The following is a 21,578-nucleotide window of genomic DNA, read 5'->3' as shown; positions in this document are numbered from 1 at the left end:
CCGGTAATGCCGCAGATCTCAGCGCCCGCGTGACCGGCACTGGCGATCTGGCGTTTGACAGCGCCAGAGGGCAGACGGTATCGCTGTCGAATATGGATAACGATTACACTGGTATCACCGATGTACGCAGCGGCAACCTGCTGATGAAAAACGATAATGTTCTGGGACAGACCAGCGAACTGCGTCTGGCCGCTGATACCGGTTTTGACATGAACGGTTATAGCCAGACTGTCGGTAAGCTGACGGCGGCGGCTGACTCACTGCTGAACATCAATGGCGGTAGCCTGACCCTGCAGCAGGGTGGCACAGCCGACGGGATATTGACCGGAAGCGGCGCGTTAAACATCAATGGCGACACGCTGACCATCACCGGTGAAAACAGCACGCTGACGGCAAAAACGACCATTGCAGAAGGCGCGCGCGTGCTGATGAACACGACGCTGGGCCTTGGCACCGGCGATATTGTGGCGGCGGGAACGCTGACGATGAGCAAGGCCGCAGGCGCGCTTTACAACAGCATCAGCGATGCCGGACGGGTTGAACTCAGCGAAAGCGATGTCGCGCTGGTGGGCAACAACAGCGCCTTTACGGGGCAATTTGCTGTGGATGCGGATTCCCGGCTCACCGTGTTTACTGCAGAAAATCTGGGCAGCGCAGAGGTGAGCAACGGCGGTTCACTGGTGCTGAACAGTAATACCGACTGGCAGCTTAATAACGAGGTTTATGGTAGCGGCGATGTGACCAAGCTGGGAGCCGGCTCCATTACCGTCGGCAATAACGCCGCCTGGACGGGCAAAACGGAGATTGAGCAGGGCGGCCTGGTACTGGGGGACGGCACATCTCCGGTCACGCTGGCCAGTAGCGAAGTCAACATTGCGGCTGCGGGGATGCTCTCGGGCACGGGGGGCGTTGCAGGTCATGTGAATAACGCCGGTGTGCTGCAGGTGGGAACCGGGACCGGCGACAACCTCCTGTTCACGGTGGGGGGCGACCTGGTTAACAGCGGTACCCTCGCAACCGGTGTGAATGGTCAGCAGGCCGGTAACCAGCTGGTGGTCAATGGCAATTATACGGGGAATGGTGGGCATCTTTCCCTGAACACCGCGCTGGGGGATGACAATTCCGTTACGGATAAGCTGGTGGTGAAAGGCGATACCAGTGGCACCACCTCCGTCAGCGTCACCAACGCCGGTGGGAAAGGGGCCGCCACGATTGATGGGATCGAAGTTATTCATGTTGATGGCGCATCGGACGGTGAGTTCACCCAGGCTGGCCGTATTGTGGCAGGGGCATATGACTACAGCCTTGGGCGCGGTCAGGATGAGAACAGCGGCAACTGGTATCTGACCAGCGGCAAAACCAATCCGGATCCCGAACCAAATCCGGATCCGGATCCCGATAAAGATCTGCGCCCGGAAGGCGGCAGCTACACGGCTAACCTGGCGGCAGCCAACAACATGTTCGTCACCCGTTTGTACGATCGCCTGGGCGAAACGCAGTATACCGATGCCCTGACCGGCGAGCAGAAAGTCACCAGTATGTGGATGCGCCACGTTGGCGGGCACAACAACTGGCGTGACGGCAGCGGCCAGCTGAAAACCCAGAGCAACCGTTATGTATTGCAGCTGGGAGGCGACATTGCGCAATGGAGCCAGAACGGACTTGACCGCTGGCACCTGGGCGTGATGGCGGGCTACGGGAACGACCACAGTAACACCCGGTCATCACGCACGGGTTATCGTTCCCGGGGTTCAGTCAATGGCTACAGCACCGGCGTGTATGCCACATGGTATGCCAATGACGCGTCGCATAACGGCGCCTGGCTGGACAGCTGGGCTCAGTACAGCTGGTTTGATAACAATGTTAAAGGCGATGACCTGCAGGGCGAGTCATATAAATCGAAAGGGGTGACCGCTTCGCTGGAAATGGGATATGCCCAGAAAATGGGCGAATTTTCCGGCAGTCAGGGCACGCTGAATGAATGGTACATCCAGCCTCAGGCGCAGGCGGTCTGGATGGGCGTGAAGGCGGACGATCATCAGGAAAGCAACGGCACCCGTATCACCAGCAACGGTAGCGGCAATGTACAGACCCGGCTGGGCCTGAAAACCTGGATTAAGAGCCATCATCAGATGGATAACGGTAAAGAGCGTGAATTCCAGCCGTTTGCCGAACTGAACTGGCTGCACAATTCACGTGATTTCAGTACGACCATGGACGGCGTGAATGTTCGTCAGGATGGGGCGAAAAATATCGCCGAGGTAAAAGTGGGTGTGGAAGGACAGGTGAGTCCGCGTCTTAATCTGTGGGGCAACATCGGGGTCCAGGCTGGCGACAAAGGCTATAACGACAGCGCTGCGATGGTCGGTGTGAAATGGAACTTCTAAGCTGATTCTGCCGGGCAAGTTCAGCCAGACTGGCGTATGTCAGTCTGGTTATTTCCTCCTGAAATAACATCTAAAAAGCGTCCTTCAGGGCGCTTTGTTCAACAACACGAGTTAATCATGTCTGTAACCAAGAAAATCACACCCATCATGCTGGTGTTGCTTTTTCTTCTGGCCGGTGTGCTGACGTCATGGCAGCAATGGGATAGAGAGGGACAACTTGTCAGGGAACACGCGATAAATAGCCTGATCGAAGAAATCGACACGATATTTGACGACGTAAATACGCTGGCTGTGTTGGCCAGCGCAAATATCCAGGAAAATTGCACCGACGATCTGCTACGAAAATTGCGTCTTCTTACGGCATCTGGCGAGAAGATTCGTTCAGTCAGTATTATCAGGAATGGTGAGTGGAACTGTTCTTCTCTCGAAGGCAGAGAATCGCCGGGGATTGTTTCCAGAGGAACGACCACACACTCACTGATGATTGAACAGATTTATCGGCTGAAGACGGAGATGTATATCCTCTATTTTCCGTTTCAGGGGCAGGTGGTGGCGGTTGCGGTATATAAAGCGGCGATCGATAAAATTCTCATGGATTTTGCCCGTAAAGCAAAAATTGATGTGCATTTTTTATTGTATCCAGCAAAACATCCTTTCGTGCAGATGGCCTCACAAAACTATCCTTTCTGGATTGTGACGGATTCACAGGATGGCATTGCAGATTATGTGCGAGATAACCATTATCTTCTTATTTTATTTGTTCTACTGTCGTTGCTGTTATATTTCCACTTACGCCGGGTGCAGCGGATTTCACCGATAAAAATACTGCAGCGTGCGATTCATAATGATGAATTTGTTCCATTTTATCAGCCCGTCGTCGAACTCGCTTCCGGAAAAATCGTCGGGGCTGAAGTTCTCGCTCGCTGGAATCACCCTGAGCAGGGAATTATTCCCCCTAACGAATTTATCCACACGGCTGAACATAGCGGCTTGATCAATGCGCTGACGCTGAAACTTTTGACGCAGGTAGAGACTGATATGCGGTGCCTCAGGGATCATTGCGATATACCCTTTCACATCGGTATTAACATACCTCCACTGTCACTGGAAGATAATGAATTTACCGATGCCACTATCGCCTTTATTCGGCGGATGAACTTGTTTCATATTGGCGTGATGCTGGAAATCACCGAGCGACAGCAGAATCTGATTCGTGAAAGCGTGCTGAAGCGCTTGAAGGAGGCGGGAGCGGCACTAGCCCTGGATGACTTTGGGACCGGGTATTCTAACTATGCTGCGCTGCAACGTATTGCGCCGCGATTTTTGAAAGTTGATAAGATGTTTATCGATTCATTGGGTAAAGGTGGCGTGAGTGATAGCATTATCAGCAACATTGTTCACCTCTCTGAACTGGCCAGGATCCCATTGGTAGCGGAAGGGATAGAAAGTGAAGAGCAGATGGAGAGGCTGCGACGGATGGACGTTAGCTTTGGTCAGGGATACCTGTTCAGTAAACCAGTACCCTTTAATGCGTTTCTGCATTTATTATAAGAATAGCTGATAATAAAAAACCGCTTTCGCGGTTTTTTATTTTTCAATGTTTGGAAGATTATTCACTGACTTTTTTCTCAACGGAGGCAGCACCTTCTTTGGTCTTATTCCAGCCTTTCTCGGTACCCTCTTTTGTTGCATTCCAGCCTTTTTCAGTACCTTCTTTGGTTGTATTCCAGGCTTTTTGTGAACCTTCACTTACTTTGCTGCTCAGGTCATCTTGTTTGCCTTCAGCAGCATGTTTGGCTTTTAATTTTTGCTCTTCGCCCTGATTCTGCGCCTGATGCAGTTTTTCTTTTGCGGTATTGGCGTTTTCGTGTGCGGCAGCTACATCATTATCAGTTGCGTGTGTCGTGGCGGCAATAACGGGAGAAGCCAGCAGAATTGCAGATAATGCGATAATTGTCTTTTTCATAATATCCTCGCTTAGCGTTATAAGTTATTAGCGTGGTTAAGCATGGCATACAAACGAAGCGCTGGCTTTAGGAAAAAACTGTAAGTGCGGATAACGCTATTTTTCCACTTTTGCAGTGTGAGAAATTAATACGGTTACGTTGTCTTGGGGGAAATCCACATTTAATATTGGGTTAAATAACGAGTTATCATCATTATTTAGCATGGGCCTGCATCATGATGCTGCCTGATATTTATTTGGCGCTGCAGTTTGCTTATCAGAAGTGAGGTTGAATTTTAATCACACGTTCACACGTGAAACTATACGTGTACCCATTTCTCTGGATTTGACCAGTGCTACTGGCAATACAGACACAAAAAAGCCCTCAGCTTACGCTGAGAGCTTTTCATCGGTGTTTGGGCTGGCGGAGTCTGAATAAATTTCTCAATGTATTAAATATAAAGGATTTTTCCGTATTCAACTTTCAATTGTGTACCTAAACGTGTACCAATTATGAAATGTCATAGTAATACGATCCCTCTTTAGAAATGTGTCACCTTTTTCATGTGGTCTTTTTTTTAAACAATAAGCACAGAAAAAAAGTTTTTTTGCATTTAACTGTTCACACTGTTCACCTCGGTTATTTATCATTTTATATCATGTGGTTAGGTGGTGATGAGTTGGTGAAGAGTGAACAGTCGACTCTTCACCTATGTGATTTTTGCTCGTCCAGGATGCGCCCGGTAAGGCGATGCGCGGGGTGATAAAAAGTTTTTTCAGGTTTTATTGTTCACACTGTTCACCTCTGGTTTTTTATCAATAATTTCATGTTGATACAGGGTGAATATACGGTGAAGGGTGAACAGTGGATTGTTCACCTTGTGGCAATGGCCAGAAAGAAAAAGACCGGCTGTTGCCGGTCTGGAGTTGGTTATGTTGCTGCGGGTTCGTCACACTTCGGCAGCCAGTCGCCGTAGCTTTCCTCTTTCAGCGACAGATTGGTTTGTATCCCCTGCTTTGTGTGCCGCTTCTCATAATTCAGGCCGTATTCTTTCAGCATCATGGGCAGCCCCAGCCCGAACATTTTCAGGCTGAGCACGTTCCTGTACCCGTTAGCCTCCATATGGGCCAGATACGCGTGATAAAGATATTTACGGTAATTACGCGGGATAATACTGGCATTACCCATAAACATCCCGTTGGTCTGCGGGAGCATTTCCAGATAGCCGCAAAAATCAAACGTCGGGTCAGCATCGCGCTTGATGCTGAGTGCCTCGTCGGAGTTCTGCTGCGACTGGAGCAGTGCGCGGGCGGTCATCGGGTCGCTGAATTTCTGCATAAGCTGGCGCACAATGACGGCCAGCTCGCGTGCAATTTTATCCCTGAGCTGCGGGTCGCGTTCCTCCGGGGCAATCTGCTCCGGGAAGTGAATAATCACCCGGCGACGTGACACCCCGCCGCTGCGGTCGGTGAAGCGCATGGGATTATTGTTCACGGCCAGAATCACTGCCGGAATATGTGTTGAGTACGGGTTCTGATATTTCGGGTCAACTGAGACCGCATCGCCGCCGGTGATGGCCTTAAGCCCTGCGCCGTCACCGCTCCATTTTTCCTGGTCTGGCAGACGGATTAGCGAGAAGCCAATCAGGGATGCACGTTTGCGCGGGTCTTCCAGTGTGTCGATATCGGCTGACGTGGCGTTATCTTCCCCGGCGAGCAGGGTCGCGATTTCGGCCAGAATACTTTTGCCGCTCCCGCCGGGACCGGTGACTTCGAGAAAGAGCTGCCAGTCGTAGCGGTTCGCCAGCACCATAAACAGCGCAGCCAGAATCACGTCGCGTTTTTGTGGATTTTTACCGGCCGCACGGTCGAGCCAGCGCCAGAAGTTCGGCGCGTGAGTCTCCAGCATTTCGCCTTCCACCGGCGGGGTAAAATCCACGTCGCACAGCGTGCGCAGCCAGTGCGATTTACTGTGCGGGCTGAACAGGCCGGTTTGTGTATCGAGTACCCCGTTGCGAAAACCAATCAGATGGCGCGCCGGTGTATCCTGCTGGGGAATAATCAGTTTCAGGGTCTCCACCACCGAAGCAATTTTCCCCGACGAGAACGGGGCGCGCAGACGCTGGAATAAGTCAGCAACATTCCGTGAAAAAGTGGCGGCAGGGATATTTTTCCAGATGCCGTTTTCATAGCGGGACAGGAGCTGGCCGTTCGCATCCACCGCCAGCGCTTCGCCGTAATGCTCATGCACCCGCAAGGCCTTGTCGCTGGCGCTCATGGCGGTAAATTCCGCCTCGCTCATGGTATCAAACGGACTTTGCGCCGGTGGCCGGATGGCGTCATAAATCGCTTTTCGCGTGGCTTCCTCGCCGTACTGTATAAACGCATCATTCCAGTCACCGAATACCGGCGGCAGGGCAACATCGCCCTCACAGGCGTCTGCGGCCGCAGCGGCTTTACTCTGGCCGTCGCCGTTAAGGTCACGGTCGGCGGCGAGGACAATCTGACAGGCCGGGTATTTCTGACGGGCAAGGCTCGCCAGAGAAAGGAGGTTCACGGAGGACAGCGCCACCATGACGGTTTCCCCGGTCAGATGATGTACGGTGAGCGCGGTCGCATAACCCTCCGCAATCCACAGGCGTTTTCCGGCCTGTTTTTTCCCTTCGATGACATGACATGCCCCTTTGACCTGACCGCCTTTCAGGGTGCGTTTGAGACCGTCAGCATTGATAAGCTGAAGGTTAACCAGTGCGCCGGTATCCTCATACAGCGGGACAACCACATCCCCGGCGCGGAACGTCACGCCGCCGGTTTTATGCATGACGGTGAGCGTCAGACATTCCAGAACGGGGAAACCCTTGCGGGTGAGGTAGGCATTGCCAGTGGCCGGTCGGGTTTTCTCCATGAGCCTGACGGCCAGTGCAGCCGCCGCTTTGCGGTCGGCATCGGTTGCAGCCTCTGCGGCCGCAATCACTTCCGGGGCAACCGGCGGCAGGTTGCCGGTCACGGCATTCACCTTCCGGGCGGCCTCAGACGGATTTACACCGAACACCTTTTCGACAAGCCTGAGTCCGTCACCCGAACCACACCGGTTGCAGTACCACGTGCCGCGCCCCTCCAGGTCATCAAAGCGAAAGCGATCGCTACAGGCATCACCGCCACAAATCGGGCAGGCCTGATGGCGGTTTTTAATCACCTTCACACCCAGCGCAGGGAGAATGCGCGGCCAGTGGCCGCACGCCTGTTTTACGGTTTCCGTTACGTTCATTTTCATGGTTATTTTCTCCCTCAGTGCAGTACCGGTGCGGTGATATGACGGGCGCAAAGCTCATCCATCACGGCCAGCCCGAGAAAGGACAGCGACGGCGCGGCTTTGAGTGGTCCGGCTTCCATCAAATCTTCCAGCAGGGCACAGGCAATCTGGCGACCTTTTTCCTCGCCGTGCTGGCGCAGGTAGAAGCCTTCCAGCTCGGCGGCAATGGCGCTTTCCAGCGCGTCGAGGGTGAGGTGCGTGTAGCGGTGCTGGCGTTCGCACAGGGTCAGCCATGCACAGGCCACGGCGCGACGATACAGCGCGGCGCGTAATACGGGCGGTAATGGCTTTTTCATACGTTACCCTCCCCGGTCAGCCACTGCTGATTGCAGCGTTCGACCACACCGTCGAGCTGGGCGGTCATGAGGTAAATCACGGAGGTGAGCTGTAACTGCTGCGCCGGGTCACGACGAACGGTCGCGCAGTCCTGCACCTGCATCAGCTCATTGACGAGCTGGCCGACGTTGCGCATATGCTCCAGACATTCGAGGTCACGGGCGGTAATGGTGGTGTGTCTCATGCGCGCACCTCCGCAACCGGCAGACGGCCAGCAAACGAGAGGACGTAATCGCGAACGAGGGAAAGGCGTGCGGCGTGCTCATCACCGGCAACGGTGCGGAGCATACAGATACGGGGGTTACGGTCTGCGCGACGAACGGCGGCAAACACAAAGACAAACTGCGGGTGTGAAGGGGTGAGGGTCGTAGCCATAGCGGCAACCTCCATAGTTAGCTGATTACAGCTACCACCGAAGTTCTCACGCAATGGTGGTAGCCCAGACGGGGGTGAGAAACCGGCAACTATGGAAACCGGCCAGCCCGAAGGCTGCCCCGCCTGAGCCACCATTATTTTGACGGCGCAACAGACAAAGAACCGTTGCCCGATAAATGGGTGTGCAAAAGCATAGACACAAAAAAAGACGCATGGCGCGTCCGGTGTCGCCACAGTTAAACTCGGGTTCTCACGCCCGGCTGCCGATTTTGCGACAGCGGGAAAACTATACCTGGAAACAGCGAAAAGAAGCAAGCCAGAAAAAGGGGCTGTTTGCTGAACGGTCATCATCATGCGTCATAGCCCCGGTTACGTTCGGCAATGCGATCTGCCATCCATGCGGTGATTTCAGACTGCGCCCACGCCACGTTTTTCCCACCGAGGGAGATTTGTTTCGGGAAGGCTTCCCGGCTGATGAGGTCGTAAATGGTCGAGCGGGACAGGCCACACAGATGCATCACTTCGGGCAGACGGATAAAGCGTTCGTGAACGGTATCAGAAACCGGCATCAGCGGGGCGGCAGGGGCAGAAGACGGGGAAGAAAAAGCGGTGTGCATCGGGCTACCTCACAAAGTCCATACAGTGCCGGTCGTGTCCGTCCGGCTTCGGGTAGCTCTCTATTTTGTGAATATTTTCCCTCAGGGCAACAAGTCATTTTGTACTGCTCTACCACACAACAGAGCGTTTTTTATACAGTGGCAAACGTTGGCCGTTTTTTGGCAAACGTTGGCAAACCGGTGGCCCATTGCTGATTGCTTTTTTTTATATATTTATTATTTTTAATCACTAAAAAGTCTAAGTGACTGACTGGCTGAAAAAACTGAAGGGTGAACAGTGGTGAACAGACGGTGAACAGTCAGACCTACAACTGTTCACCCTTTAACTTACTGTATTACTTATCTTTTTATTTAAGGTGAACAGTGGTGAATAGTTATAAGTAAAAAAACAAACGGTGAGTAAGGTTTTCCTGCGACCTTTCTCTGGCCAGCCTGATTCTAAGGTCTGTTTGTGCCAGCACTCTGACAACGGCAATGAATCGTGTTGTTGTGCAGGAGGCGTCAGAATCATTTCAGGTTGAACACACGGAGAGCCTGAACATGAAACCCGAACTCATTATCAAAGCCATGCAGACCGTTATCAGTAAACAGGATGAAGGCGCGGAACAACGTATTGTCGGTGCGCTGGCCGCACTTAACGAAGCAAAAGACGCACACACGACCAGCATGGGTAAACTCAGCGACATTGAGGCTTCCATTCAGCGTTGTGAGCAGGAACGACAGACCGCGCTCAGTGAAAGTGCACAGGCCGAACAGGACTGGCGCAGCCGCTTTCGAACTCTGCGCGGCAACCTCACTCCTGAACTGAAAGCTGAACACAGTAAACGTATCGCCAGCCGCGAACTGGCTGATGAGTTCATCGGTCTGATTACCGAGCTGGAGAAAGACAAAAGTCTCGCCATGCTTGGCACATGCTCCTCCGGTACGGCTTATATCAGCGCCCATGAAAAAGCGTTCACTACCTACGCCAACAGCGAGTGGAAGAAGGCGCTGACCGGTATCAGCCCCGCACTGTTACGTGCCTTTCTGTTGCGTATACGGTCGCTGGAAATGAGCGGAGAAACCTCGCCGCGTGCGACCGTGACCCGCGAGCTGGGTGATGCCCTGAATCTGCAGTCAGCCCTGTATCATTTTGATATGGAGCAGGAGCCGGTTCTGTCCGTAACGGGCATGAATCGCCCGATCATAACCGGGGTTGATATGGCGCTGTTAAGAAGCCCGGCCAGACGGATGAAGCTTGCCGCTGAACTGGCCGCAAAAGACCACGAACAGGCAGAGGGCTGAATTATGTTTCACTGTCCGTTCTGCAAAAAGACCGCGCACGTCCGTACCAGCCGTTATCTGTCGGAAAACGTCAAACAGCGTTATCACCAGTGTACCAATATCGAATGCTCGGCCACTTTCCGCACCATCGAGTCGGTTGACGGTGTGATACGTGCCGCACCGGAGAAACCCGACCCCGCGCCGGTGGCGCCACCACCGCCGCGTAAAGTACAGGGCTGCTACAGTTCGCCGTTCCGGCATTAATCAGGAGAGAGACACGTGACCACTGTGACAATACAGCAGGCCTTTGAGGCCTGTCAGACGAACAAAAATAGCTGGCTGAAACGTAAAGCCGAACTGGCAGACCTTGAACGGGAATACCGTGAACAGCTCCTTGCCGGTGACGAACAAATCCCGCGCAGAATGCAGGATTTGCGCGACAATATCGATGTGAAAAAATGGGAAATTAATCAGGCCGCCGGTCGCTATATCCGCTCACATGAGGAGGTGCAGCACATCAGCATCCGCAACCGGCTCCATGACTTTATGCGGCAGCACGGCGCGGAGCTGGCCGCCACGCTGGCACCTGAGCTGATGGGGTATAACGAACAGCTTCCCGCAGTAAAACAGAGCGCCATGCAGCACTCGGTTGATTATCTGCGTGAAGCCCTGTCGGTGTGGCTGGCCGCAGATGAAAAAATTAATTATTCCGCGCAGGACAGCGATATTTTAACGGCCATCGGATTCAGGCCTGATGCGGCTTCGCGGGATGATAATCGCGAGAAATTCACCCCGGCACAGAACCTGATTTACACCCGTCGACGTGCAGAACTGGCCGCACGGTAGCACGCAAAAAAATCCGCGAAAATTCCGCTATTTTTCCCGAAAAAAGCCATGCATCCATAAGGTGCATGGTTTTGCATGCAAATCCCCGTATTTTATTTTCCCCACCGCGCCAGTACCGGCGCGGCCTGAGCCGGTTCATGCACCTGCATTAAAAGCGACCTCTTAAGCGGGCAGGCGTGGCGGGGAGAGCATTGCGCGCGTATATAATAAAATGGTTTAATCATAATATTTTTAGGGGACTATAACCCTTGTATGAACTAAAAATAACTGTAATCAACTTAAAGGATGAATGATGAAGGACAAAGTAAATTACTATACTGATGGTTTTTCTGGTTTATTGAAGGGGGCTGTAGAATTAGATAATCAGCATCATGTTGCAGAAATGACAATTGCTGGAAATAAAATCACACTAAGGATCTTGGATTTTAACTGTGAAGTTAAAAGAAATTACATGGATATGTTGGCTCTTAAAAAGGTAATTTTCTCAAGTGATTTAGATTACTTTTTGTTATTCGGACTTGAATTGAACGGAAGTATGCACATGAGGTTAGGCGGTAATGGCCGATTTAATGATTATTCATATTCAGTACAAGGCTTTCTAAAGTCTAAGAGTCATTTAAATGAAAACATTTCCTTTTCAAGAATTAGTGTTTTTGGCGAGGGACTGAAAAAGTGGTCAGGTTGTACTAGGAGGTTAGAACGTATTATTGGTGCTGGGTTGATGAATCAATTGCCTGACGATGATGATTGTACTGAGTTTGAAAAGAACATTAAGGGATTAGGCCGTATTGGACTTTACTATTCATTTAAATTAGGTGGTTTGAGTGGGTTACACACAGTCGGTTTGTCCGTAAAACCAAACTTCTCCATCACTTTTGAAAATGGTATTGATTTAGATGATTTAATTAAGCATTACGTAGATTTGTATATGATATTACGTTTTTTAATTGGTGGTTCAATAGATATTGATGAAGTAAAAGTATACAGCAGTTCACATTTGTTTCGTGATGGCGCAGATTTTTATTTTGCGGAGAAAAAGAATTCTGGAAACAGATCTGAAATGGGATTTTTTATCCCGTACTCAACACCATTTCATGATGACTCAGAAAACGAATTTCCTACATTGATATGGGATAGTTACTTTAATTGCAATAATGATAATACACGTGAGATGATAAAAAAATATGTCAGCTATACAATGGTGAATAATAGTGAGGAAAAATTTCTAGGTTTTTATCGGGTTCTTGAGCAAATGACATTGGAAAAATCGTCGTATGTTGATGAAAAAAAATTGGAAGATTTTCTTAGAGAGAATAAAAGTAATTTTAAAAAAAGTTTTCCAGATGCCTCTATCAGTGATTTTTTTAGGGCGATAAAGAGAGCTAATAAAGCTAAAAATAATACGGAAAGTTGTATCCATCACTTTATCAGCGGATTTTCAGAGTCGATCATTATGCAACTTGGTTTGAAAAAAATACCTATTAATGAAATATGTACTTCAAGAAATAGAATAATACATCAACCTTTATTTCAAGAGTCAGATGAGAGAGTGTTCAGGTTTATGAAAATAACAGAAGGATTGGTTGTTTTGGCAATTTTAAAAAACTTGTGTATATCAATTGAAAAAATAGAGAGAATAGCGTTATATAATGGATTGCAACATGCATTTAGTTAAAAGAAAAATATATTAAATGGTAATGTAAAAAGGATGTTTTAAAATGAAAGTAATGAATTTTAATGATTTCATTGAAGTGGCTAATAATACCGAAGATCAGCTTTCTCTGGTAATAAAATGCCATTTTGAATTGGATTCAATTCTTGATAAGTTGTTAACTCTATCAATGTATGATGCTTCTTCTCTTGAGGTTAGGAGGATTAGTTTCATTCTTAAAGTGGATATGCTCATTGGGTTGGGAATTTTATCTAAGAATGTTAGGCCTCTATTTAATAATATCAATTCAATTAGAAATATTTATGCACATAATCCGTATAGTATTTTCGATAAGGAAATGGCCAATAAAACAAAAACTATAATAATGCAAGTGGAGGATTTTAAGACGTTTGTTAGGGATGATGATGTGGAAAAACACATTCTTGTATTAGCTTTCACAATTGCATATGTATGTTTGGAAAAATCTTTGAAAGATCAATATAGAGCTATTCAAAGTAATGAGATTTTAAATGAGAAAATAAAGAAGGCGCTGAGTTGTAGTAGGATAGTGAATAATCATGAAAGCCGTCAATTGCATGATAAAAAAGTAAATGATGAATTAAAAAAGAAATATCCAGATCTGTTCGATGAATAAAAAGCGGCCTATGTTAGGCCACTTTTTATTATCTTGAAATGATTTTGCAATCCACTCCATCAAAGTTGATGGTTCTTTTGCATTCGATATTAAAAAATTGGTGCTCAACTTTTTTGGCTAAAGTTTCAGGAGTGTCCACGAATAATAATATAATTGAAGAAGCTATTAGTAGGAAGAATACACCTAAATAAAATGTTTTTGCCTTATGATTGCTATGCAGTTTAAATTTGGCAATTTCTTTTTTACGAAAGCTAAACTTTATTTCTTTAGGGCTTTCACGTCCTATAGTGTGCGTCAAATCAATGACATTACCCAATTCTTTATCTAAATGAGACTCAATTTCCATGCCTTTCTTAACTGCCCCGATTAGCAAGGGATGATACCAATATACATCGACAAAGAAAAATAATAGCCATATTATTGCTCCACCAAATGATAGAATGGTAGCAATAGACGTCGAGTGCCCCATAACTACAAGTGCAAAGCCTGATTTGAAACTAACGGCGATAGCACCAATGAAAGCCGAGAGGATTAAAATAGCGAAATTGCGTATCTTCATCGCTAAATCATTAAAATGTTGCTGCGTGTTTATCACTTGCTTCCAAACATCAACTTTTATTTTTAGTATTTCAATGTCGACATTATCAGATTTTTTAACGTTATCCTGTGAGTTCATTTTGAAAACCTCTGAAATTGAAATAACTGTAGAATTTCATCAAATCGGTTGATTATGAATTTTGCATGAATATCTTTATTCTCTTCTTTTATTTTTCTTTCACGTTCGACATCAGAATCTGTCCAGTGAGTGACATCCCTCAATAGGTCATAATCATCGGTGTTTGTAGAAAAATGACTTGTACCATACTTTGCAAATACCGCATCAACATTAGCTTCAAGTGCCATAGCAATATCTTTCATTTCACTATCCCCAACGTAAATACACTTTTCTGGCGTTGCTTCCACAGAGTGTATAATGTCTTTAAGGATTTTTGGATTAGGCTTTATTTCCCCCTGTGGAGTATGCATGTTAACGGTTTTTGTTAATTGATAATTTGACTGAGGAATAACTCCAAAAGGAATTGTATGATCTTCAGGAGAAAATAGAATATCAATTATTCCATCGAGACCTAATTTGGAAACTCTATAATTTGAATAAAATTCTTTTGATTCTGTATAGCCAATAATTAGTACACCCATGTTTTTGAGTGTGTTAAGGGTGTCATAAACACCATCGTAAAGTTTTAAGTGCTTTTTTCGCTCACTTCTGTATGCATGAATTGCTGGATCAAATATTTTATTTATGGTCTCTCTGTTTCCATATTTAGCTCTAATGCTAGGTATTTCTTCAATTACAAAAGCATATTCAGCAGTGCCATGTTTTTGATGTATTTTCTTGATTTGTGGTTTGAGCTCTTCTATAGATATGCCACTGATTGAAGATATTTCATTAAGCATTGCGCTGAAACTTTTATGCCAAATTGAAAACCAGTCAAATAGTGTATTATCTAAATCCGTTATAAGAACGCTTTTCATACTGCCCCCGAGCTGTTTTTCAACTTATTAAAATAACTATCCATACATGTTAATCCCCACCAATTCATGATTTCAACTCTTTGCTCTAAATAAATAGATCTATTATATGCCCTTCTCACCTCATTACGATCGCAATGCGCTAAAGCAGCCTCTATTACATCCGGATTAAATCCGGCTTCGTTTAATGCTGTACTAGCAATTGAACGAAGTCCGTGAGCTACTAGTTTTCCTCCGAATCCAATCCGCTTTAAAGCAGCATTAGCAGTCTGACTATTCATCGATTGTTTTGGGTCGTTTCTACTGGGGAAAACATGTTCGCGATGAGCACTAATTGGCTTCATCACTTCCAAAATATCTAAAGCCTGAGGTGACAAAGGGACAATGTGTTCACGCTTAGCCTTCATTCGTTCGGCGGGAATCGTCCAGAGTTTGGCATCGAGATCGATCTCGACCCACCGAACACCAGAAGCCTCAGAAGGGCGCACTAGGGTCAGAAGCTGCCACTCAATAAGACAACGAGTCGGAACAGACAGATTTGACATGACCAGAGAGCGCATCAACTTTGGCAATTCTTCTGGCCGCAGTGTCGGCATATTTTGTTTTTTAGGTTTCTCAAATGCCATCCCAACCCCTGATGCTGGGTTTGCGTCAATCAGGCCAGTGTTAACAGCATAAATCATGATTTCATTAATACGCTGTACTAGGCGGCGAACTGTCTCAAGAGCTCCGCGCGCTTTGATTGGCTCTAATGCTTCAACAATCGTTCTGGCCTTTATCTCCTGAACGGGTATTGCACCGATTGCCGGGAACACGTCCTTATCTAAAGAGCGCCATATATCTTTCGCATAATCCTCTGTGACGCTTTTGCTCTTCATTTTGAACCAGTTGGCAGCCACAGTTGAGAAAATGCTATCCAGCTCAATCTGACGTTGCTCTGATGCTTGCTCTTGCTGCTGTTGTGGATCCATCCCTTGAGCTAGCGCAGCTAAATGTTGGTCGCGTATCTGGCGAGCGGCTGCGAGCGTAAGGGCAGGGTATGAACCGAGACTCAGATTAGTGCGGCTATTACTTACAGGACGTTGGTATCGGAAGCGCCAGAGTTTTTTACCAGATGCTTTGACAAGTAAGAACAGGCCGTCACCATCGTGCAGGGTATAGTCCTTTTCACGGGGCTTAGCTTTAAGGATCTCGTTATTAGTGAGGGGGCGTGTGATACGCGCCATGCCTAGATTCCTTCCATAATTGGTACACGTTTAATGGACCACAGTATAGCGTGTACCTAAACGTGTACCAATTTTCTCTGGATTTAACCGGATGTTCTCGGACAACGACAGACACAAAAAAGCCCGCAGGGCTTATGCCGTGCGGGCTTTCTGTACTTTACCGGACGTATCCGGATCATGATTTGGTGGAGCTGGCGGGAGTTGAACCCGCGTCCGAAATTCCTACATCCTCGGTACTACATGCTTAGTCAGTCTTTACATTCGCCTGGCACCTGCGGACAGACACGCCACTACCAGACTAGCCTGATTAGTTTTAACGCTTCAACCCCAGGCAGGGCCTCCACGCGATCTCTTTTGGGTTTGACCTCTCTTTGATCCCCGTCTTAAGAGCGGAAGCTAGGGAGAGAGGGCTCAGAGCAGGTTATTAAGCTGCTAAAGCGTAGTTTTCGTCGTTTGCGACTATTTTTTTGCGGCTTTTTACGAGGCCAACCGCCCCTCGGCATGCACCTTGGGTTTCGCGAATCCCGTCGAATCCAGAATCAGCCCCAATGTGTTAGAGCAAGTATAACAGACTTGTGACACGCGTGACCAGCCCCCGCAACCCCTAATCCTCAAGGATTTACCGTTCGCGCAGCGCTTCTTTTGCGCGATTAAACGGTTTGATTAAATAGTCGACGATGGTTTTTTCACCTGTTTTTATATCCACTGTGGCAATCATGCCTGGTACGATGGAGAAATGGCGTCCCAGTTTGTTCTGCAAGAAGTCCTGATGGGTGCGGATAAACACGCGGTAGTAGAAGATTTCCGGTTTCACTTTGTCCTGAATGGTGTCCGGAGAGATGGTTTCGACTACGCCTTCCAGACCGCCGTAAATGGCGTAGTCATAGGCGGTTATCTTCACCAGTGCCCGCTGACCGGGGTGGATGAACGCGATATCGCGCGGCGACAGGCGGGTTTCTATCAGCAGATGGTCGTCAAGCGGCACAATCTCCATCATCTCGCCATTAGGCGGGATTACGCCGCCAATGGTGGTGACCTGGATGTTTTTCACGATACCGCGCATCGGCGCGCGAACGGTCAGACGGGTGACGGAATCCTCGCGTCCTTTCAAAATAGCCGCCAGCATGTCCACTTCGGCGTTAGCTTTTGACAGCGCTTCCCGCGCCTGCACGAAATATTGCGAGCGCAGGTCGGTGATTTTTAATCCCAGATCGCTTTTTTGTCGTTGCAGGCGCAGCACTTCTACGTGGCTGGCCGCGCCGCTTTTCTCCAGCCGTTGGGTGATGGCCAGCTCTTTATTGACCAAGACCAGCGCATCCTGCAGTTCCGCCATTGAATCCGCAAGCTGCGCGCGGCGGCTTTTATACAGGCGAGTTTCGGAGGCGATGAGATCCGGCCAGGCGCGCAGTGAATCGGGAAAGACCAGCGGCAGATCGTTAACTTCGGCATTAAGCCTTGCGCTGGAAGCCAGTGAGGCGCGATAACGGGCGGCGCTCTCCCCAACGTTGGACTCAGAGCGGGTGGGGTCGAGGCGCGCCACAATTTGATTGGCCTGCACTTTATCGCCCTCGCGAACCGTAAGCTCGGCGAGAATGCCGCCATCCAGCGACTGCAAGATCTGCTCTCGCGAGCTGGGTATTACTTTCCCGCTGCCGGTTGAGACTTCATCCAGCTTGCCGAAATATGCCCAGATACCCAGGACGGCAAACAGCAGCGTGCTGAGCAGAATAATGCGGCTGGCCCCGGAAAAACGGTGCTCGCGACGGATATCAAGGTCATCCATGGCGGCGTCATGCGGATTGGTTTTCATTTTTCCACTCCCGACCGTGAGTTGGGGCGGGTGCCCGGCTCGCATTCAACGCCTGCGCTTTCGGGGCATCCATGACCAGTTGGCCTTCTTTTAACACCACCACGCGCTCGACCAGTTCCAGGACCGGTACGCGATGGGTGGCGACAATCAGTGTGCGGTTGCCCAGCCACTGGTTCAGTCGCTGAATAAACTCCCGCTCGGTATGTTCATCCAGCGAGGCGCTGGGTTCATCGAGCAGCACGACATTGGGCGATCGCAGCAGCATTCTTGCCAGCAGGATCGACTGCCGTTGTCCACCGGACAAACCGTTGCCGCCCTCCATAATGGGATGTGCCAGCCCTTTGGCGAGTTGTTTAACGAAAGCCGCCGCGCCGCTGACCTCCAGTGCTTCGAAGATCTGCGCGTCGCTGGCGTGCGGTGCGCCGAGGGTCAGATTCTCGCGCAGGGTGCCGAAAAACAGCCGTGCGTTCTGGCTAAGAAAGCCGATGTTGCGGCGTAAATCAGCCATATCGATCTGCGCCAGACTGAGGTTGTCGAGTCGGACATCGCCCTGGATAATCTCCACTCCGCCCGCCATGGCCTGTAGCAGGGTTGATTTTCCGGCACCGTTACGCCCGAGGATCGCCACCCGTTCGCCGGGCATGACCTCCAGACGCGAGATGCGCAGTGGAACGCGCTGATCGTCGCTGTGGTAGCGAAAGTGCGCGTTTTCAAACAGATAATGACCGTGAAAAATCTCCTGATGCACCCGGTCTTCATCGTACTGCGTTTCGGTGGGAAGCTGCATGATGCTGTCTAACCCCATCTTCGCGGCCTTGACCTGTTGCCAGCGCGCCAGCACGCCGCACAGATTAGCCATCGGGGCAATCATTCTGGAACCGAGCATCGAAGCGGCCACCACAGCCCCGGTGGTCATGGTGCCTTCAATGACCATCGGCGCGCCGAACATAATGATGGCGGCGTAGACCAGGCTTTGTACCGACATACCCCAACCAATCAGCCCCTGAGTCAGCCTGCGCGTGCGCAGCCCGGACTCTCCGGTAATGCGGATGTAGCTGTTCCACTGCTGTAAAAAGCGGTTTTCCGCCTGCATCAGCTTGATGTCTTCTAGCCCCTGAACGCTTTCGACCAACACTGCGTTGCGCAGGGTGGATTCATGGGCAGCCTGGTTGGCGAGCACCGCCAGCTTCTTCTGTAATAGCAAACCGGGCAGGATCATCAGCAGGGCTGCGACGGGAGCTATCCATGCCAGCGGCGGGGCGATAAAGGCCAGCACCACGATAAACAAAAAGAAAAACGGCAGATCGACAATGGTCGACATGGTCGAAGAGGTGATCATCTCGCGAACCTGTTCCAGCTCGCGCAGTTGAGAAATGAAGCTCCCCGTCGAACGGGGAACGGCGCTGTTGCGCAGCCTCAGCGCGTGGCTGAACACGCGATCGGAAATGCGCATATCGGCGCGTTTGCCGAGCAGGTCCATTATGTGGGTACGCGCTTCGCGCAGCAAAAAGCCAAACAGCACCGCGACCAGAACGCCGGTGGAGAGAACATACAGCGTTGGATAAGACTGGGCAGGGATCACCCGGTCATAGACCTGCATGGAGAAGATAATCCCGGCGAGCGACAGAACGTTAATCAAAAAGGCGGCAATCATGACCGGCAGGTAAGGGCGGATGTCCTTTAACACCAGTTCGCGCATCCAGTCGGGCTTGAAGCGCGAAATATAGCGGTCGACCCGACTGTCCTTCAGCGCCGACAGCGGGCGCAGCGCGGTAATGCTCACGATCTCCGGCAGAAGTTCTGCAATCGTTAACCGGTTACGCTGGCCTTCTTCGGCGATGATAAAAACATCTAACGTATCTTCACCGTTGAAATGCTCTATCACCATCAGTTGGCCGTCGCGTAGCTCCGCGACTACCGGTAGACGCCACTGACCGAACGCCTGCGTGGCGGTATCCAGCGCATGAAATGATAGTCCCGCCTGACGCGCCAGTTGCGACAGGGCCGTGGCCCGGCTTTTTCCCGCAAACCATGGGGCGTTGGCCTGGATTGCGCCGGGCGAACAGGTGACGCGATAGTGATTGGCAATATGCGTCATCGCCTGCGCCCACTGGCTCAGGGCGTGTTCGCCAATCGCATCTTCCGCATGTGAATCGAGGTCGCTCATAGCTTGATCTCCACCGATTGAATACTGCGGTTATTTAAGGCGAACGCCTGGCGAAGAGAGCCCGTGTTATAGAGGCAGTTCAACTGGAGCTGGCGCAACTGGTTTTGGGTCTGGAGTTCAGCAAAACGGGCCTGATATACCTCCTGCTCGGCGTTAAGCACGTCGAGCAGCGGGCGCGAGCCAAGGTCCAGATACTGCTGCTGATAAAGCTCACGCGTTTGTTCACTCAGCCGCTGCTGGCGACGCAGAATCTGCAGAGCGGTGGCGAGGCTCAACGCCTGGCTGCGGGACTCCAGTAATTTCTGCCGTACTTCGAGTCGGGTGCGCTGGATGGAGTACTGTGCAGACTCTACCGCGTGACTGGCGGCGTTGCGCCTGGCGGTGAGTCCGCCCCCCTGATACAGCGGCATCTCGACCTTTACCCACGTGGAGTACTGGGTTTTGTCGAGCACCTCATGGCTGGGGTATTTGTCGTTGAGATAGTGCTGAACCGACGGTTCCAGAGAGATAGTGGGCGTCATCTGCGCGTTGGCGTAATCGAGGTTTGCCTGCGCCACATTTGCCTGCGCCCAGGCCGCCAGCACCGCAGGAACCAGTTTATCTTCCGGTTTGACCACATCGCAGCTGCTGTCCAGTTTGACCGGAAATTCGTTGCTGATGCCGTTAAGCGAGTTCCAGCCGAGGTAACTCATCAGAGTGGCCTTGCTGCTGTCGAGATTGGCCTGATACTGCGCCAACTGAGAACGCGCGGACTCGATGCGCGCATCGGTTTGCACCACGTCGGACAGCGAGGTTGCCCCTTCATCATTGCGTTGACGGGTCAGTCGACCAATGCCGTTTAAGGCAGTGAGCTGCTCTTCGGCGGCATCCACCATTTGCTGCCACGTCTGCACCTGGACTATCGCATTGGCGGTTGCGTGGGCGATGGTATCAATACTGAGTAATACATTCGCCTGCTGTTGCGCAGCTCCGGCGGTTTCGGCGCGAACCTGGCTTGCCACTTTGCCGAAGTCGTACAGCATTTGTGACACCGAAATAACCAGCGCCGGGCTAAAGCCGTGGTCGGTGTAGGTATTGCTGTAACCGTTGTTCATTCCGGCAGAAACCTGCGGGTAATATTTCGATTTCGCCACGTCGATCTGCTCGTTTTGCGAAAGCAGTTTGCCGATCGATTCACGAATAGAAGGATGCCAGCTGACGGCACGACTTACCGCGTCGTTGAGCGTCAGGCTGCCGGGGGCAGCAGCGCTCAGCGGCAGATCGGCAACCGCGCCGTCCAGCGAGGGAAGCATCTGGCTGGTAGCCAGTCCTTCCGGCGTAATAATTTGCAGTTCATCTTCGGCATTCACCCGCAGGGTACAGAGCGTTAATGCCAGCAGCAGGGCAACAGGCGCGACATTTCTCATAGTTTATCCCTTACAAAATACGGCAGCGACGACTGTTATTGCCCCGGACGT

At 50.2% G+C, this 21,578-nt stretch carries 19 protein-coding genes and 1 other RNA gene; 7 read left to right on the top strand and 13 right to left on the bottom strand.

Annotation, left to right across the window (positions count from 1 at the left end):
• Together OGV80_RS14620 and OGV80_RS14615 are read left to right on the top strand one after the other, a co-directional pair.
• A partial coding sequence (locus tag OGV80_RS14620; protein ID WP_286514947.1) for an autotransporter outer membrane beta-barrel domain-containing protein occupies positions 1–2,387 on the top strand: 2,387 nt, incomplete at its 5' end.
• Between the two features lie 117 nt (positions 2,388–2,504).
• Complete coding sequence (locus tag OGV80_RS14615; protein ID WP_286515207.1) at positions 2,505–3,938, top strand: EAL domain-containing protein; 1,434 nt, start codon at positions 2,505–2,507, stop codon at positions 3,936–3,938.
• A gap of 58 nt (positions 3,939–3,996) precedes the next feature.
• Here OGV80_RS14615 and OGV80_RS14610 read toward each other — a convergent pair whose 3' ends face one another.
• The 6 genes from OGV80_RS14610 to OGV80_RS14585 all read right to left on the bottom strand — a co-directional run bounded on the left by OGV80_RS14610 (position 3,997) and on the right by OGV80_RS14585 (position 8,973).
• A complete protein-coding gene (locus OGV80_RS14610) occupies positions 3,997–4,353 on the bottom strand; it encodes a KPN_00521 family repetitive protein (protein ID WP_003826111.1) in 357 nt (118 codons plus the stop codon).
• 910 nt (positions 4,354–5,263) lie between these two features.
• Positions 5,264–7,606 (bottom strand): primase-like DNA-binding domain-containing protein, encoded by a 2,343-nt coding sequence (locus tag OGV80_RS14605; protein ID WP_286515204.1) that lies wholly within the window; start codon positions 7,604–7,606, stop codon positions 5,264–5,266.
• 14 nt (positions 7,607–7,620) lie between these two features.
• Positions 7,621–7,941 carry a DUF5375 domain-containing protein gene (locus OGV80_RS14600; RefSeq protein WP_286515202.1) on the bottom strand — a complete coding sequence of 107 codons (321 nt, stop codon included), beginning with the start codon at positions 7,939–7,941 and terminating at the stop codon, positions 7,621–7,623.
• Positions 7,938–8,165 carry a hypothetical protein gene (locus OGV80_RS14595; protein WP_001216601.1) on the bottom strand — a complete coding sequence of 76 codons (228 nt, stop codon included), beginning with the start codon at positions 8,163–8,165 and terminating at the stop codon, positions 7,938–7,940. The genes OGV80_RS14600 and OGV80_RS14595 overlap by 4 nt, the downstream gene beginning before the upstream one ends.
• Positions 8,162–8,710, bottom strand: coding sequence for a host cell division inhibitor Icd-like protein (locus tag OGV80_RS14590; protein WP_286515200.1), 549 nt, complete (start codon positions 8,708–8,710; stop codon positions 8,162–8,164). Before OGV80_RS14590 ends, OGV80_RS14595 begins: the two co-directional genes overlap by 4 nt.
• Positions 8,707–8,973 (bottom strand): helix-turn-helix transcriptional regulator, encoded by a 267-nt coding sequence (locus tag OGV80_RS14585; RefSeq protein WP_000556587.1) that lies wholly within the window; start codon positions 8,971–8,973, stop codon positions 8,707–8,709. The genes OGV80_RS14590 and OGV80_RS14585 overlap by 4 nt, the downstream gene beginning before the upstream one ends.
• Before the next feature lie 540 nt (positions 8,974–9,513).
• Here OGV80_RS14585 and sid point away from each other — a divergent pair.
• From sid to OGV80_RS14560, 5 genes are all read left to right on the top strand, one after another.
• Positions 9,514–10,257 (top strand): capsid size-determining scaffold Sid, encoded by a 744-nt coding sequence (gene sid / locus OGV80_RS14580; protein ID WP_286515199.1) that lies wholly within the window; start codon positions 9,514–9,516, stop codon positions 10,255–10,257.
• A 3-nt stretch (positions 10,258–10,260) separates the two neighbouring features.
• Entirely contained in the window at positions 10,261–10,500 is a 240-nt protein-coding gene (locus OGV80_RS14575; protein ID WP_000468229.1) for an STY4826 family bacteriophage gene regulatory protein, read from the top strand.
• 15 nt (positions 10,501–10,515) lie between these two features.
• Positions 10,516–11,082, top strand: coding sequence for a phage polarity suppression protein (locus OGV80_RS14570; RefSeq protein WP_286515198.1), 567 nt, complete (start codon positions 10,516–10,518; stop codon positions 11,080–11,082).
• A gap of 289 nt (positions 11,083–11,371) precedes the next feature.
• The gene (locus OGV80_RS14565) at positions 11,372–12,757 is read left to right on the top strand and encodes an ApeA N-terminal domain 1-containing protein (protein ID WP_286515196.1); all 1,386 of its coding nucleotides are present in this window, start codon (positions 11,372–11,374) and stop codon (positions 12,755–12,757) included.
• A 43-nt stretch (positions 12,758–12,800) separates the two neighbouring features.
• Entirely contained in the window at positions 12,801–13,388 is a 588-nt protein-coding gene (locus OGV80_RS14560; protein ID WP_286515194.1) for a hypothetical protein, read from the top strand.
• A 28-nt stretch (positions 13,389–13,416) separates the two neighbouring features.
• Here the strand turns inward: OGV80_RS14560 and OGV80_RS14555 are convergent, their stop codons facing one another.
• The 7 genes from OGV80_RS14555 to OGV80_RS14525 all read right to left on the bottom strand — a co-directional run bounded on the left by OGV80_RS14555 (position 13,417) and on the right by OGV80_RS14525 (position 21,527).
• On the bottom strand, positions 13,417–14,064 hold the full coding sequence (locus OGV80_RS14555; RefSeq protein WP_286515192.1) for a hypothetical protein: 648 nt from the start codon (positions 14,062–14,064) through the stop codon (positions 13,417–13,419).
• Positions 14,061–14,921 (bottom strand): HAD family hydrolase, encoded by an 861-nt coding sequence (locus OGV80_RS14550; RefSeq protein ID WP_286515190.1) that lies wholly within the window; start codon positions 14,919–14,921, stop codon positions 14,061–14,063. Before OGV80_RS14550 ends, OGV80_RS14555 begins: the two co-directional genes overlap by 4 nt.
• The gene (locus OGV80_RS14545; RefSeq protein WP_286515188.1) at positions 14,918–16,144 is read right to left on the bottom strand and encodes an integrase domain-containing protein; all 1,227 of its coding nucleotides are present in this window, start codon (positions 16,142–16,144) and stop codon (positions 14,918–14,920) included. Before OGV80_RS14545 ends, OGV80_RS14550 begins: the two co-directional genes overlap by 4 nt.
• 183 nt (positions 16,145–16,327) lie before the next feature.
• Positions 16,328–16,691, bottom strand: a transfer-messenger RNA (tmRNA) gene (gene ssrA / locus OGV80_RS14540).
• A 72-nt stretch (positions 16,692–16,763) separates the two neighbouring features.
• Positions 16,764–17,927, bottom strand: coding sequence for a beta-barrel domain-containing protein (locus OGV80_RS14535; protein WP_286515209.1), 1,164 nt, complete (start codon positions 17,925–17,927; stop codon positions 16,764–16,766).
• A gap of 7 nt (positions 17,928–17,934) precedes the next feature.
• Complete coding sequence (locus OGV80_RS14530) at positions 17,935–20,121, bottom strand: type I secretion system permease/ATPase (RefSeq protein WP_075145811.1); 2,187 nt, start codon at positions 20,119–20,121, stop codon at positions 17,935–17,937.
• Positions 20,118–21,527 carry a TolC family outer membrane protein gene (locus OGV80_RS14525; RefSeq protein ID WP_200001741.1) on the bottom strand — a complete coding sequence of 470 codons (1,410 nt, stop codon included), beginning with the start codon at positions 21,525–21,527 and terminating at the stop codon, positions 20,118–20,120. Before OGV80_RS14525 ends, OGV80_RS14530 begins: the two co-directional genes overlap by 4 nt.
• Positions 21,528–21,578 lie beyond the last annotated feature (51 nt).

It is taken from the genome of Citrobacter sp. Ce119, assembly GCF_030334525.1.
GTDB classification, from domain to species: domain Bacteria; phylum Pseudomonadota; class Gammaproteobacteria; order Enterobacterales; family Enterobacteriaceae; genus Citrobacter; species Citrobacter europaeus.
This window is presented reverse-complemented; position numbering and strand designations above follow the sequence as displayed.